Raw genomic sequence first — 14,977 nt, 5'->3', positions numbered from 1 at the left:
CCCAGTTTTGCGACTTTCGCTTTATTTTATTAAATCAAGATTTTTTGGCATAATAAAAGGCTGACGGAATAAAGTCAGCCTTTTTATCCTAATACCTTATCTTATGAATTTCCTGATTTTCGTTTGTTTCGCTGCCAATTGATGACTTTATCCCTTACACCGCTATCTGACAGCTCTTCAGAGAACTCATGGTTTTGTTTGTTGTTTCCGACAAGCTTTGAAGAGCGGATAGAGCTTGGGGTCAAATTATTATTTGGTGCACTTTGTTCATTCCAATCACTCATGACATCTCCCCCCTTTTCCTTACTTTTGCCTTTCATGGATGATTTATTCTGCGATTTCATGAGGCTGTTTTAATTTTAGAAAATGGAAAATATATAAAAAGTCGATGGGCATTCGTGGTTTTTAGCAGCATATTTCAAATGGGTGAGCGGATGTTACGCCATCCCAATGCCAAACCGGCGTTTTTGCGGAGTCTCCCCAATGCCATGCGGCTAAAGCTGCAGCACATGCATCCATTTGGTGAGTGTTATCTGCAATATCAATGGGCAAATTTTTTAGACCAACGGATTGAAACCAGTCAAGAATAACGTATCTTGAGTGAATTTCTTTTTTATAATGCAGTGCATGGTATAAATACGAGGGTCCAATACGAGTGCCGATTGCAGCACCGGGATGTACTTCTACAATCTTTATTTTTTTATCATCGTTCAACTGCATGATTCTTCTTGTTAAGGATATACCGCGAAGGATTAAATAAACCATCTTTGTTAAAGTTGGCGGCATGATGGAACTGCCTAGAAGCCCATAACTTTTTATAAAATCGCGCAAGCTTTTATCCTGAGGCCGATCCCCTCCACCATCCTGGTAAGAAAGCGGGGCATCGATTCCGATTATTATTTCATATTTGGTATAAGAGAGAATCATGGAAAGAATCTTCTCATCATCAACATGAACCACCCTATCCAAAAGGTTCAATTCATCTCCTGTTGTTTGAAAAACCGCCATTGCTGTATCCTTATGATTGGCTGGTCCAGATAAATCAATTCCCATCACAATCATAATGTTAATATCCTTCCATTAGTTATATAGACTCACGTGCTTGATCCATATAAGTTGTTGCTGTTTCCATATGAAATTGAGCTTTTACTGTAAATGGGATAGTAAATTCATCGAAGATTTCAATCTTATTTCCAGTTTCGGCAGCCTCTGCAATAGCCTTTTTAATAACTTCATCACGCTTTATATAATTTTCTAAATTCATGAGGAACTGTTCTTTCGAGGATTTCATGTATTGTTGTGTGGTTTTCGGAATATCGTATACATATGGGATGGCATTTATTTTGTCATATGCCTTCTTTGTTAATTGGATACCATGTTCAAGGTTTTTTATATATTCTTTTGAGTGGGGGTTCAAACCTTCTTTAAAATCTTCATTTTCAGCATATTTATCAGCGAATTCATTGTAAATAGTTAATAAATATCCAAAGTAATGATCCACCTGCTTCATTTTCAATTCATTTTTTTTCTGTTTCTTATTTACATTCTCCTTCTTTCCGTCTTTATTATTTTCTTTATCCTTTTTTGTAAACCTATGAAATATCCCCATTTCATTTTCCCTCCTTTTTAAAAAATGAAGTACATAATATTACTTCGATTTAGAAGGGCTATTTTCCTTTATCTTTATTCCAAAATAATGAAATGATTGTGAACATTACTTTCCCCACCTACTCACATCATTCCTTGCAGAAAAATGAGTGTCAGGCACCGCAAAAGGACAAATGAATTTAAATTGTCCATAAGAAGTGCCTGACACTCATTAAGGTACTATCTATTTTTTTGGTTTAAAGGTTTTGCAGCATGTATCAGTTGATTGGTTTGCTTCTTCTTTAACCTCAGCAAAACCAAGTTCATTAGAGAATTCTGAATTATAATTTGAGTTGTGATCCATGTCTATTCTTATCTTATCTGCACCACACACATTTCCTGCTGCATGAAATACACAATTTACTACGGAGCATCCTACTTCTACATTTGGCATTCATATCCCCCATTTCCTAGATGATTGAAGCAGTATTGAACTTGCATTAGACGCTAGATAATTATTTTGTCCGGCTTTTATAACAATATGATTATCAGAAATGTCCAGTTCTGTTTGCATATGTAATGCCAAATATTTTAACGTATGAATCATTCGGTTCAACAAAAAATACGAAAGTGTTTTATTAGGGACAATCCTGATACATAGCTATCTACTTCAATAATCATTAGAAAGTGACTGCCACGATTAAAAATAAAGGAACGATTTAACTATGAAAAAAATGTTCTTACTTTTTGTCATCACAACGTTATTTATTATGAATTCAGTTTATAGTCATGCGATAACATTAGAGGATCCTGATACTCCTACTAGTTTTAACGTAGAAATTTTACCTTGGACCATGGTGAATCATATCATTCCTAATCGATCGATTTTCACCATTACAGATGTCGAAACAGGCTTACAATTTACTGTTCAAAGACGTGCAGGAAGTAAGCATGCAGATGTTCAGCCCTTGACATATAAGGATACAAAGATAATGAAAAAAATATACAATGGCAAATGGAGTTGGAAACGAAGAGCTATACTTGTTGGCACCAATGATCAATTGCTGGCTGCATCTATGCATGGCATGCCTCATGGAGCAGGAGCTTTAAAAAATGGATTTCCCGGCCATTTCTGTGTGCATTTTCTTGGTAGTACCACACATGGTTCAAGACATGAAGACTTGTCGCATAAATTAATGATTTTGCGAGCAGGCGGAAGGCTGGATGCTTATTTGAAAGCAATAAGTCCCTCACAGCTAATTAATGTTTTTGAAGCAGCTGTCAATCAAGGAGATCATAAAATCATAAAGATGATAGTTAAAAAAGGAAAAAAACAAAAAACACTGCAAGAAAAGTTACAACGGATTACAGTGATTCGTTTTGATGAGAAAACTCTATCTGTGGATGAAGGCAAAGATGATATTATCTCCCAGCAAATAAATGTGAAAGCAACCGTTTACAAAAGTGATAATAGGCAGGAAAGAAAGACTCTTCAATTCATGTTCTGGAAAGATATTGGTACAGGACAATGGAAAATAGACGATAAAATCGCAGAAGAATTAAATTAAAGGAGTAGAGACTGTAGGAAAACTTGATTTTCATCGAGTTTATCTACAGTCTGACTAGAAGAAATATCTTGATTAAAAAGATATTTCTTCTAGTTACTACATGGAATTACTTCTTCTTCGCCTTCTTACTTCTCTCAATCACTTTTGTTTCCATTAAAGTCCATTTTCCGTTTTCGTAAATCCATTTTGATTCCACAAATGCTATTCCATCTGCATGATAGGCCCCGCTTATTTGTTGAACCCCTTTCAATCCATATAATTCGTCCTTTACAATGACGGGCTTTAACGAGCTATATGAATCAACCATCAGCTCTCTAGGCTCATTTAATTTTCCATTAATATATAATCCTAATTTATTATAATTTTTTTTCCTGTTCATTAAATTAAAATTGTACGTTTGATTCGTATTATCAATGGTCATAGCCGCTTTATAGCCATCCTGAAATTCGCTGGAAATCATGAGTGGATCAGGAATACCTATATCCGTTAAAGTAAAATCCTTCAAAGTATATAAAAAGTGATTGGCTATTCCACCACTGCCTCCAGTTGGAATAGTTATATACATCTCTTGTATCCCATCATGGTTAAGATCAACAAACTTTAAATCTGGATCAAAGCCGCTATCCAATTCTGTTGTGTAAGTTTGACCATTCGAACCTTTGATTTCAAGAAAAATCCCCTTTAAAAAGGAGCTGCCATCTTCATATTGAACTCCTTTAATTACAATGGTATCTAGCTTGCCATCACCGGAAACATCCATCTCTTCTTTCAGTAAAACAATGGGTTTATCAACAATATTGGTTTCAACGGGTACTGAATTCTTATCCCCCTCTACTGCATAAGCACCTGTTATAGCATTTAACGACAAGAAAAACAATGCTAGTAAAACCAACCCAAATTCTTTTTTCATCGATTGTTCCTCCTTCGTGGTGAATTCTACTAGCTATTGTGTCCAAATTTGGTAAAAAAATGTAAGAGACCTCCTGTATTTCTACAGGAGGTCTCTTACTAACCTATCCATACATTTTATTGTTCTGCAGATGCTCTTTCTTCCTTTTGCTCAAGCTTCCAAATCGTTTTTGCCTTTCCGTTTTGCTCCTCGTCAAACAAGAAGGATCCATTTGAATAACGATCATTGAAACGAATAGTAGACGTATTTGTTTGCTCGATAATCCCTTTTTCCGTTTCAATCAAAATAGTGTCTTGCTCGTTTGCAAACACAAATCCAATGACATAATGTGGATTGTTCTTCAGTTCTCTTAAAATAACCACGCCGCGTTTTGCTCGTGAAGCTATTTCAAACTCGCTCAATTTCATTTTTTTAATGGCCCCACGCTGAGTTGCAATGATTACTGCCGGCTGTTCTTCGCTATCTTTCATTTTACCGCCAGTGACATAGTCACCATCTTTTAAATTGATTCCCTTTACACCCGCTGCACGGACACCAATTGGGCTTACTTCCTCTTCTTTAAACCAAAGAGCATAACCATAATAAGTTGTTAAGAAAACCTCTCTCGTACCGTCTGTTACATGCACATCAACAAGTTCATCGTCTCCTTTTAAATTGATGGCGACTAAAGACTTAGAACGGCGCTGGGCATGGTATTGTTTTAATTCCGTTTTCTTAATCATTCCATTTTTCGTGACAAATAATAGATAGTCTTCTGTTTCAAAATCCTTTACCGGAATCGCTGTAATAATAGATTCATCCCGCTCAATTGGAATAATATTAGCAATATGCTGGCCAACATCTTTCCAACGAATATCAGGAAGCTCATGAACGGGACAGAATAAGTAATTTCCCTTGTTTGTAAAAAGTAATAAAACATCGGTTGTATTCATATCAAGCTGAGCGATTAGCCTGTCTGAATCCTTCATACCAAAATCTTGTCCATTTGACGCAGCATAAGACCGCTGGCTTGTACGTTTCACATAGCCGTCCTTTGTAACGGTTACGATGACATCCTCGCTAGCAATGAGCACTTCGAGATTGATTTTAATTTCTTCAATTTCCGCTTCGATTTTCGTTCTTCTTGTATCGATAAATCGTTTTTGAACATCTCTTAATTCCTTCTTAATGACGGATAAAAGCTTCTTCTCGTTGCTTAATATAGCTGTTAACTCCTCAATTTGCTTAGCTAATTCTGCAGCTTCTTCTCTTAATGCGGTAATATCCGTATTTGTTAAACGATAGAGTTGTAAAGAAACAATTGCTTCAGCCTGAGGTTCACTAAATTGATATTTTGCCATCAAGTTATTCTTTGCATCACGCTTATCCTTTGAGGCCCGGATAGTAGCAATCACCTCATCTAGAATAGATAGAGCCTTCATTAAACCTTCTACGATATGTGATCGATCTTTTGCTTTTAATAAATCATATTCAGATCGTCTTGTAACAACCTCTTTTCGGTGTTCAATATATGCATCTAGCAATTCTCTAAGACCCATTAACTTTGGGCGTTTATTATGAATGGCAACCATATTGAAATGATAAGTAATCTGTAAATCACTATTTTTAAATAGATAATTTAAGACACCCTCCGCGTCCGCTTCTTTTTTCAATTCAATAACAATTCGAAGACCTGTCCGATCCGTTTCATCGCGCACCTCTGCAATTCCCTCAACCTTACGATCTAGGCGAAACTCATCAATTCTTTTAACTAAATTGGCTTTGTTTCCTTCATAAGGAATCTCAGTAATCACAATCTGTTGTTTTCCGCCGCGAATGGTTTCAAACTCTGTTTTTCCACGGACAATGACTTTACCTTTTCCCGTTTCATAGGCCTTTTTAATGCCATCAACACCTTGAATAATTCCACCTGTTGGGAAATCCGGACCTTTTACAAATTCCATTAACTCATCTACTGAACAAGTTGGCTTATCCATACGGTATATAACTGCATCAATGACTTCACCTAGATGATGAGGAGGTATTTCTGTCGCATAACCGGCAGAAATACCTGTAGAACCATTGACAAGCAGATTTGGAAACGCTGCTGGCAATACGGTAGGTTCATTTGATGTGTCATCAAAGTTTGGTACTAAATCAACTGTTCTTTTATCAATGTCACGCAAAAGCTCAGTTGAAATAGCTGACAGTCTCGCTTCTGTATAACGCATGGCAGCGGGCGGATCACCATCAATACTCCCATTATTTCCATGCATTTCAATCAGTACATTTCGCACCTTCCAATCCTGGCTCATACGAACCATTGCGTCATATACAGAAGAATCACCATGCGGGTGATAGTTACCTATAACATTACCAACTGTTTTGGCTGATTTACGGAAGTTCTTTTCATGCGTGTTTCCTTCTACATGCATCGCATAAAGAATACGCCTCTGAACAGGCTTTAATCCATCCCGTGCATCAGGAAGAGCACGATCTTGAATAATATATTTACTGTATCGGCCAAATCGGTCGCCAATCACTTCTTCTAAAGGAAGATCTCGAAATTTTTCTACTGAACTCATGAAGGATCAACCTCCTCTAAGACTGAGATGTTCTCATTTTCAAGGATGCTTCCGTCTTCTTCCAAGCCAAAGGCAACATTCGATTCGATCCATTTACGCCGCGGTTCAACCTTATCCCCCATTAGCGTGGTCACCCGGCGTTCCGCACGAGCTAAATCGTCTATTCTAACTCTTATTAATGTTCTTGTTTCTGGATTCATCGTTGTATCCCACAGCTGATCAGCATTCATTTCCCCAAGTCCTTTATAGCGCTGAAGTATATATCCTTTTCCAACCTTTTTGATGGTATCTTGAAGGTCATCATCACTCCAGGCATATTCAATCACTTCTTTCTTTCCAGTACCCTTGCTGACTTTATAGAGCGGCGGTAATGCAATATATACTTTACCTGCCTCAATTAAAGGCTTCATATAACGGTAAAAGAAAGTTAACAGCAGAACCTGAATATGGGCACCGTCGGTATCGGCATCCGTCATAATAATGATTTTATCGTAGTTTACATCTTCAACTTGAAAATCTGCACCCACACCGGCACCAATTGTATGAATAATGGTATTAATTTCTTCATTCTTAAAGATATCGGACAGTTTCGCTTTTTCAGTGTTAATGACCTTGCCTCGTAATGGCAGTACAGCCTGAAAACGACGGTCACGACCCTGTTTTGCTGAGCCTCCTGCAGAATCTCCCTCAACTAAATACAACTCATTTTTCTGCGGATTTCTAGATTGGGCAGGAGTCAATTTACCAGATAGCAGTGCTTCGGAGCGTTTTCGCTTCTTTCCGCTTCTTGCTTCTTCACGGGCTTTACGGGCTGCTTCGCGAGCTTGAAATGCCTTAATTGATTTTCTCACTAACAATGTACTAATATCAGGGTTTTCTTCGAGAAAATAAGTCAGGTTCTCGGAAATAACGGCATCTACTGCCGAACGAGCTTCACTGGTTCCAAGCTTCCCTTTCGTCTGACCTTCAAATTGAAGCAACTCTTCCGGTATACGAACGGAAATAATAGCTGAAAAGCCTTCTCTTATATCGGAACCATCCAAATTCTTATCTTTCTCTTTAAGTAGACCTGCTTTCCGTGCATAGTCATTTACAGAACGCGTTAAAGCTGTTCTTAAACCAACTTCATGTGTTCCTCCATCTTTTGTCCGAACATTATTAACAAATGACAATACATTTTCAGAGTACCCATCGTTAAATTGAAAAGCAAAATCAACTTCCATTCCATTTTGGACACCTTCAAAACCAATAACTGGATGCAGTACATCCTTTTCTTCATTTAAATATTGCACAAATGCTTCTAATCCATTTTCATAATGAAATACTTCATGAAAATCATTGCGCTCATCAATTACTTCTATTTTTACACCTTTTAACAGAAAAGCTGATTCACGAAGACGTTCGCAGAGTGTTTCGTAATTATAGGTTGTGGTTGAAAAAATCGATGCATCTGGTTTGAAGTGTATAGTAGTACCCGTTTGATTGGTTTTCCCAACTTTCTCTAAAGTTGTGACAGGCTTCCCACCATTCTCAAATCGCTGTTCATAAACCACACCATCACGTTTTATTTTCACAATAAGCCATTCTGATAAAGCATTTACAACAGATGCACCTACACCATGTAAACCGCCGCTCGTCTTATAACCGCCCTGTCCAAACTTACCGCCTGCATGAAGAATAGTTAAGATAACTTCAGGCGTAGGCTTGCCAATTTTATGCATACCAGTCGGCATTCCTCGTCCTTTATCCTGGACACTGATTGAATTATCTTTGTGTATTTTGACAATAATATGATCACCGTAGCCGGCTAATACTTCATCTACTGAATTATCTACAATTTCATATACGAGATGATGAAGCCCTCTTGAATCCGTACTGCCAATATACATCCCTGGGCGCTTACGGACTGCCTCAAGCCCTTCTAAGACTTGTATGGCATCATCATTATAGTCAAATGCCGTTTGATTTCTTGCCACGAACATTCCCCTTTCATGTCAATTCAAAGATCGATTAACGTGTTATATTAAGATTCCTTTTATACGTTTTTTGATCTGTTGTCTACATTTGTTCTAATTGGTATTCTCTTTTTATTCGGATTCTCCTCTTCATCACAAAGAAAGATTATTCCATTTTATTAGTCATTCTACAATATTACTTTTTACATATACCATTTGATGTAAAAAAAAACATAATTATTCCATAAAATCTCCTAAATCGTATCATTTAATAATAACATAAAGAACAAATGTTCCTTTTATTATCATAACATATCCGAAACGAGAGTCTACGTATTATTGTATCGATTTATTTTAATTTGGCAAATTAGATTTTAAGACGCAGAGGAAAAATACCGCCAATCATCCATTGGAGGATATGAAAGTAAGGGCTTCAGAGGAATCTTAAAATAAAAAGCATATACCAAAAATAATATCGGTATACGCTTGTTCATCATGTTATTTATTTGGTCATAGCATGTTCCACTTTTATACAACGATCCATGATAACCGTATAGCCTTTTTCTTTTAGAAACTGATAGGCCTCTTCATTTTCAAGCCCCTGCTGAGCCCAGAAAATATCAGCATCAATTTCAACAAATTCTTTTGCCACTTCAGGTAAATGCTCTGAACGACGAAATACATTAACAATATCAATATGTCCCTCAATCTCTTTTAAGCTTTTAACAGCTTGAACCCCTAGGATTTCAACTCCTTTTGGATTTACTGGAATGATTTCATATCCAGCATCCTGCATCGCTTTAGAAACCATATAGGAAGTACGCTCAGGGTTGTCACTCAAACCCACTACTGCAATGCGCTTTGCTTTTTTCAAAATTTCTCGGATTTCATCCCTTGTTGGATTTTCAATTGTCATTTTTATTCCCTCCAAATTTTTAAATAGTATGTTGACCATAACATTATTTCCCAATCTTCTTTAAGTGTATCATATTAGAGTAATAATCAATAATCATATGCAGTAAATAGGGGAATTCACCTAATGAATCCCCCTTTCACGAATCTATTCATTTTGCGCAATAGGTTTCGTCTCTATTGACAGAGACAGCCATGCTGTTTCATCTGCAAACGATCTTGACCAGCTGGCGATTCCCTTTAATTTGTACTTTGAGACAAGATCAACACGCTTGTTTAAAGATAGTTCATCTTCCAGCCAAATTCGATAGATAGAATGAGTAACAGGATCCACTGCTTCTGCATAGTTTTGTCCGCTTTGTTCATCATAGCTAGGTGTTACACCGTTTATCGTCAACCATTCCTTAACCTCTGTCATCGACAACGCCTTTGATGACATTTCACCTGATGGTTTTTCTTCCCATAGTCTTGTATATAACGGAACGCCAAGAATTAATTTTTCATTCGGTACTACGTCCAATAATCTTTGTAAATTTTCTTCCACCCATGGCAAACTTGCCACACTTCCCGCTGTTTGAGAGGATCCCCAGTGCTCATCGTAGGCCATAACAATTAAATAATCAACGGATTGGGCCAGTTTCTCACGTTCGTAAAAAGCAGACCAATTACCAGTCGTAATAAATGTAATGTCCATAGATACCACTAAGCCAGCTTGATGAAAATAAGGTGCGGCCTCTCGTACAAATTGTGTAACAAACGGCCCGTCTTCTTCACGTACATTTTCGATATCAATATTGATTCCATCCAACTGATACATTTTACTGTATTGAAGCAGCTGCCTAATGATATTTTGACGAGATTCATAATGTTGAAGAGTTTCATGTGTAAGATTCGGGTCAAAAGCATTAGAAAATAAGGCCCAAACTTGATATCCTTTATTATGTGCCCAGTTAACGTATTCTTGGGACCCTAGGTTATTTACCGATCCATCCGTCCCACTTAACTCAAACCATGTTGGTGAAACAACATTTACTCCTGGCATCTCTGGGATCATTGCAGGATTAGGATTCTTTGTATAAACTGCTTCCCAGGTTAAGTGAATGGGGCCCTCAAACATAGGTGTGACAGGTTCTGAGGTATCGTGCTTAATTTCAATTGTTATCGTTTGCTCCTTTTCTACATACTTTTTACGAATATAGCCGGCAATACCGTTTTCCTTGCGGATAAGATAATAATCATCTTTTTCATTTTCTATCTTAATTTTCTCTTTATCAATTACCCCTTCTGTAAAGGGAGACTGCTGATTAGGCTCTAATCTTAACCGCAGTTTTTCTTCATGGACATCCGCAGCCTTAATCAAACCTTCTACCACTTTTTGTCCATTTCTCACAATTTCAATTGCCTTTGTTTCTGGTAAAATAGTGTATTGAATTTCATAGATTTCAAGCAACGGAGTTAAGGCTAAATACAGTTCTCCATTACTTTCCTTTAAAACAGATAAAGGCACTTGGACAGGCTCTTGGTTAATATAGTAAACTTGAGAGTCCTTTGGTAATTGGATTACTTTACTATTTGTCGTTAGAATGATTGAAGAAGACTTTTCGTCATACATTATATATTCATCTATTTTTTCCTTCATAAAGCTAAACGGGACATAGACAGTCTCTCCCTCAAGTAAAACATTCCCTTCCTGTTGGCCATGAAATAAAATGGGGTTTTCGCCGTGAAAATAGTTAACTGTTTCATTTGAAGCAAAAGGGTACAAAAAGAATAGACTGCTAGAAATAACCAACAGAAGCATACCTACTATACCCAGCATAAAACTTATTCTCACGTTTTTTCTTCTTTTATAAACAATGTTTGACATTTTACTGTTCCTCCTCAACCATATCCTAACGAAATGTCATCTGCTTGAAAAGAAATTTCCTCATTTAATTATTGTTTAAATACTTTTCTACAATCATATAAATTTAATAAAGCCTTGCTCCCTCTTAACTATTGCTTGTACTTTATAAAAAATAAAATAATTTGGTAAATGGAATCTTTTAGTTAGAACATGGTAAAATATATAGGAACTTTGAGCAGTTATTTTTGATTCATTGGAAAAGAAGGAGAGTTTGAATGTTAGACTACGGAATCATTGTTATTCTTGCTTATTTAATTGGGTCCATTCCGTCAGGCTTAATTATTGGAAAGAAGTTTTTTGGAGTTGATATCCGGCAGCATGGGAGCGGAAATTTAGGTGGCACAAATACCTTTCGTGTCCTAGGTGTAAAAGCAGGCCTTACCGTAACAATTGCTGATATTTTAAAAGGAACACTGGCTGCTTCTTTGCCACTTTTTTTTCAGTCTGATATGCATTATTTAATTGCTGGGATATTTGCAGTACTAGGGCATACTTATCCAATATTTGCAGGCTTTCGGGGTGGAAAAGCTGTAGCTACATCAGCAGGCGTCTTACTTTGGTATGCACCATTCATGTTTATCATTATGATTGCGGGCTTCTTCATTTGCTTATACATAACAAAGTATGTTTCCCTATCCTCTATGTTTGGGGGCCTTGTAGCGTTGATTTACTCAATCATTAGTCAAGATATTCTGCTCATTATCGTTGTCGCTATACTTACTCTATTTGTCATTTATAGACATAGAGCGAATATTAAACGAATCATAGACAAAACAGAACCAAAAGTAAAGTGGCTTGGATAGGAAGCAATCGAAGCAGGCACACATCGTGCTTGCTTTTTTTGAAAAATTAGTTATTTTACCCTAGAAGTAAATGGGATTTAATTCGAAAATACTTCATTTTATCTATTTAATAACATTGCAATCATTTAGTATCATATAGAAAAACAATATTATTGACTTATTTTGACATTATTCTTCAAATTTTACTCATAAATTGTCAGTATTCGTCATACTGTTTATTAATCGGTTTTTACAAATGATTAATTCTTTAAAAAGGGATGCGATTGAACAATGATAAGGACGAATGAATTCCAAAGTGAATCTTTGACAATTGAAATCGGTGAGACAAACTTCGCTAAAGAGCAGTTATTTGACATTAGAAAGCATGCGGCAGAATTAGCCCATGAAATTCGCAACCCCCTAACAACGATTCAAGGGTTTCTTGAACTACTTAAACCTACTTTACAAGATATGGGCAGAGGCGAGTATGCTGATATTGCGCTGAATGAGATTGAAAGAGTAAATGACATTATTAATCACTTTTTGAACGACATAAAACGCAACCAATGTAACAAGGAATTACTTTCAATAAATGAAATTCTAATAAATATTGTAAGGTTATTTGAAAGTGAATCTAAAGTTAAAAACATTGAACTGTTGACCGATTTTTCAGAAGAAGATATTCAGATTTCTATTGATAAAAACGCATTAAAACAGGTTCTCATAAACCTTATTAAAAATGCCATTGAGGCAATAGAAGAAAATTGTACTCACACTGGTTTTATTACTATACGCACAGAAAAAAATGAGCAACAAGTCTTTATTCATATCATTGATAATGGCTGCGGAATGTCGAGTGATACAATCAATCAACTTTTTACACCCTTTTATACAACAAAAACAAATGGGACAGGGATTGGCCTTTCAGTCTGCAAAGACATTATCGATTATTATAAAGGTACTATTTCCATCGTAACCGATCAAAATAAAGGCAGTAAAATTACCGTCGCATTGCCTTTACACAATGAAAATCACTAAACTTCGTTAAAGAGAGTGTCTAATAAACACTCTCTTTTTTGTTCAAATTTTGTTCATTTAATGGTTATGAAAATACTGTTGTTAAAAAATGTCCATATTTACTAATAAATTTCAAAAAGTAAATGATATACAATAAAAATATAATAAACATATGGGAGGTTCTCCACATGAAAAATGAGGATAAACATTATATTTACTATACATCCATTGGCACATCAGAGAATCAAGATGAATTTTTATTAGAATTATTTACTTGCTCTGAAAATGATGAAGAACATATTGTACCGGAAACGGTTATTCATAACTTTGATGAACTCATTACTTTTTTTGAAAATATGGAACAATAACAGCCTTGTGAATAAAACAGCTAATAATGAAAGATTGATTTCCTTACTATATTTTAAGTAATTGAAATTTCCCATTGCCTAATACATCTTTTATATAATCCAGCTTAGTGTAATCAAAATAAGCAAAATCTTTCTCATGAATTAATATATCAACAAGATCAAATGTATACACTTGATCACCGGAAATAGGCCGCTCTTCCAGAGACAGCTTAAGTTCGGGGCCTCCTCAGCCAATGCCCATTGAAAGACGGACATACAGCTTTTCAAATTCATCTTTTTGTTCCTTTTTTATAGCCTGATCCAATATTGTCATAGCAGCTGCTGTAACCTTAAACAATATACCAACATCTCCTTTTGCTTAGTACGTATTTATTTTGCAGAATAAATACCGTTCCTTTGGGGCTTATAACCTTTAATCCTACAGTAACATGTGGTTTAGAATAGTAGATTGAAGTGATCTTCCCCATTGCTGTGCCATTCACTCGACTGTTTCTTACTAATCTTTATTTTATCCTTATTTTTTTAGCAGCACTAGTGGGTTTTCGACTGAAACGACTTTCGTTAGTGTTTTTCATACTTTTTACAAATAATCAATAGATAAACTTTCACGTACATATAGTGTACAATGCAGAAAATCTATTATACGATTAGTAATGATTTCATTAAGATTGTTAAATGATAATGGTATACAAGCTATACAGTATAATAAAACAGCGAAGGATGGGTTTGCATGAACTTAACAGTAAGTACGGAAGCATTAGAATGGTATGTGGATGAAATGAACTTGAAAGACGGCAGTTTTGTTCGATTTTATGCCCGCTACGGTGGATCCAGTCAAATTCAAAAAGGCTTCTCATTGGGAATCTCAACAGAAGAACCTGATCAAATTGGAATAAAAACGACTCTAAACGGAATTACTTTTTATATTGAAGAAAAAGATTTATGGTATTTTGATGAGCATGACTTGCACATTGGTTTTAATTTGACATTAAGAGAGCCTGAATTCCAATTTACTAAAAAAGCAGACGAGTAAGTTCGTCTGCTTTTTTAGTAAATTGAAGCATGTGTTGAATACAATATAAGAACTAGGGCCAAAGATCATTCGTTAATCCCTCTTTTTCAAGGATTTCTTTTTGCTTTTGTCCTAATAAATCAAAATGCGGATAACCGTCTTTTCTTTTATCAATCCATTCTTTTTTCAGCCCATACCGCTTTCCCCAAGCAACTAGCTTTTCTATATCTTTACAGCCTACTTTTGTGACTGTTTTACTCTCTGGGAAACGGCTATCGAGCCAATAATGAGTAAGAAAAGCTATTTCACCCTTATCAACTTTTTGTTTCCATTCAAGCAGTTCCTGTCGTGTAATGCCAAAAGCCATTTCCCAACCCTCCTTGACTTCGTTTTACC

The 14,977-nt window shown here is 36.0% G+C and carries 15 protein-coding genes; 5 read left to right on the top strand and 10 right to left on the bottom strand.

What is annotated here, in order from left to right; genetic code table 11:
* Positions 1–101 precede the first annotated feature (101 nt).
* From F4V44_RS13140 to F4V44_RS13125, 4 genes are all read right to left on the bottom strand, one after another.
* A complete protein-coding gene (locus tag F4V44_RS13140; protein WP_150440479.1) occupies positions 102–284 on the bottom strand; it encodes a hypothetical protein in 183 nt (60 codons plus the stop codon).
* Positions 285–405: 121 nt separating this feature from the next.
* Positions 406–1,062 carry a DUF429 domain-containing protein gene (locus F4V44_RS13135; RefSeq protein ID WP_150440478.1) on the bottom strand — a complete coding sequence of 219 codons (657 nt, stop codon included), beginning with the start codon at positions 1,060–1,062 and terminating at the stop codon, positions 406–408.
* A gap of 22 nt (positions 1,063–1,084) precedes the next feature.
* The gene (locus tag F4V44_RS13130; RefSeq protein WP_150440477.1) at positions 1,085–1,609 is read right to left on the bottom strand and encodes a hypothetical protein; all 525 of its coding nucleotides are present in this window, start codon (positions 1,607–1,609) and stop codon (positions 1,085–1,087) included.
* A gap of 222 nt (positions 1,610–1,831) precedes the next feature.
* Positions 1,832–2,041, bottom strand: coding sequence for a DUF1540 domain-containing protein (locus F4V44_RS13125; protein WP_150440476.1), 210 nt, complete (start codon positions 2,039–2,041; stop codon positions 1,832–1,834).
* Between the two features lie 271 nt (positions 2,042–2,312).
* Between F4V44_RS13125 and F4V44_RS27370 the strand changes: the two genes are divergently transcribed.
* A complete protein-coding gene (locus F4V44_RS27370) occupies positions 2,313–3,155 on the top strand; it encodes a hypothetical protein (RefSeq protein WP_191090670.1) in 843 nt (280 codons plus the stop codon).
* A gap of 106 nt (positions 3,156–3,261) precedes the next feature.
* Here F4V44_RS27370 and F4V44_RS13115 read toward each other — a convergent pair whose 3' ends face one another.
* From F4V44_RS13115 to F4V44_RS13095, 5 genes are all read right to left on the bottom strand, one after another.
* Complete coding sequence (locus F4V44_RS13115) at positions 3,262–4,065, bottom strand: hypothetical protein (RefSeq protein ID WP_150440475.1); 804 nt, start codon at positions 4,063–4,065, stop codon at positions 3,262–3,264.
* Positions 4,066–4,181: 116 nt separating this feature from the next.
* Positions 4,182–6,629, bottom strand: coding sequence for a DNA topoisomerase IV subunit A (parC, locus tag F4V44_RS13110; protein WP_150440474.1), 2,448 nt, complete (start codon positions 6,627–6,629; stop codon positions 4,182–4,184).
* Complete coding sequence (gene parE, locus F4V44_RS13105) at positions 6,626–8,605, bottom strand: DNA topoisomerase IV subunit B (RefSeq protein ID WP_150440473.1); 1,980 nt, start codon at positions 8,603–8,605, stop codon at positions 6,626–6,628. Before parE ends, parC begins: the two co-directional genes overlap by 4 nt.
* Positions 8,606–9,086: 481 nt before the next feature.
* Positions 9,087–9,500 (bottom strand): CoA-binding protein, encoded by a 414-nt coding sequence (locus F4V44_RS13100; protein WP_150440472.1) that lies wholly within the window; start codon positions 9,498–9,500, stop codon positions 9,087–9,089.
* A 144-nt stretch (positions 9,501–9,644) separates the two neighbouring features.
* Positions 9,645–11,363, bottom strand: coding sequence for a glycosyl hydrolase family 18 protein (locus F4V44_RS13095; RefSeq protein WP_150440471.1), 1,719 nt, complete (start codon positions 11,361–11,363; stop codon positions 9,645–9,647).
* 254 nt (positions 11,364–11,617) lie between these two features.
* Here F4V44_RS13095 and plsY point away from each other — a divergent pair, with 254 nt between their 5' ends.
* The 4 genes from plsY (at position 11,618) to F4V44_RS13075 (ending at position 14,602) form a co-directional block, all read left to right on the top strand.
* Positions 11,618–12,205: a glycerol-3-phosphate 1-O-acyltransferase PlsY gene (plsY, locus tag F4V44_RS13090; protein ID WP_150440470.1), complete on the top strand. Its 588-nt coding sequence runs from the start codon at positions 11,618–11,620 to the stop codon at positions 12,203–12,205.
* Between the two features lie 270 nt (positions 12,206–12,475).
* Positions 12,476–13,222: a sensor histidine kinase gene (locus tag F4V44_RS13085; protein WP_150440469.1), complete on the top strand. Its 747-nt coding sequence runs from the start codon at positions 12,476–12,478 to the stop codon at positions 13,220–13,222.
* Positions 13,223–13,389: 167 nt separating this feature from the next.
* Entirely contained in the window at positions 13,390–13,569 is a 180-nt protein-coding gene (locus tag F4V44_RS13080; RefSeq protein WP_150440468.1) for a hypothetical protein, read from the top strand.
* 730 nt (positions 13,570–14,299) lie between these two features.
* Entirely contained in the window at positions 14,300–14,602 is a 303-nt protein-coding gene (locus F4V44_RS13075; protein ID WP_150440467.1) for a HesB/YadR/YfhF family protein, read from the top strand.
* 52 nt (positions 14,603–14,654) lie between these two features.
* Here the strand turns inward: F4V44_RS13075 and F4V44_RS13070 are convergent, their stop codons facing one another.
* Entirely contained in the window at positions 14,655–14,948 is a 294-nt protein-coding gene (locus tag F4V44_RS13070) for a hypothetical protein (RefSeq protein ID WP_150440466.1), read from the bottom strand.
* Between the last annotated feature and the right edge of the window lie 29 nt (positions 14,949–14,977).

Source organism: Niallia endozanthoxylica (genome assembly GCF_008710145.1).
Classification (GTDB): domain Bacteria; phylum Bacillota; class Bacilli; order Bacillales; family Cytobacillaceae; genus Bacillus_BD; species Bacillus_BD endozanthoxylica.
The sequence above is the reverse complement of the archived record's forward strand: the minus strand, read 5'-3'. Positions and strand labels throughout refer to the sequence as shown.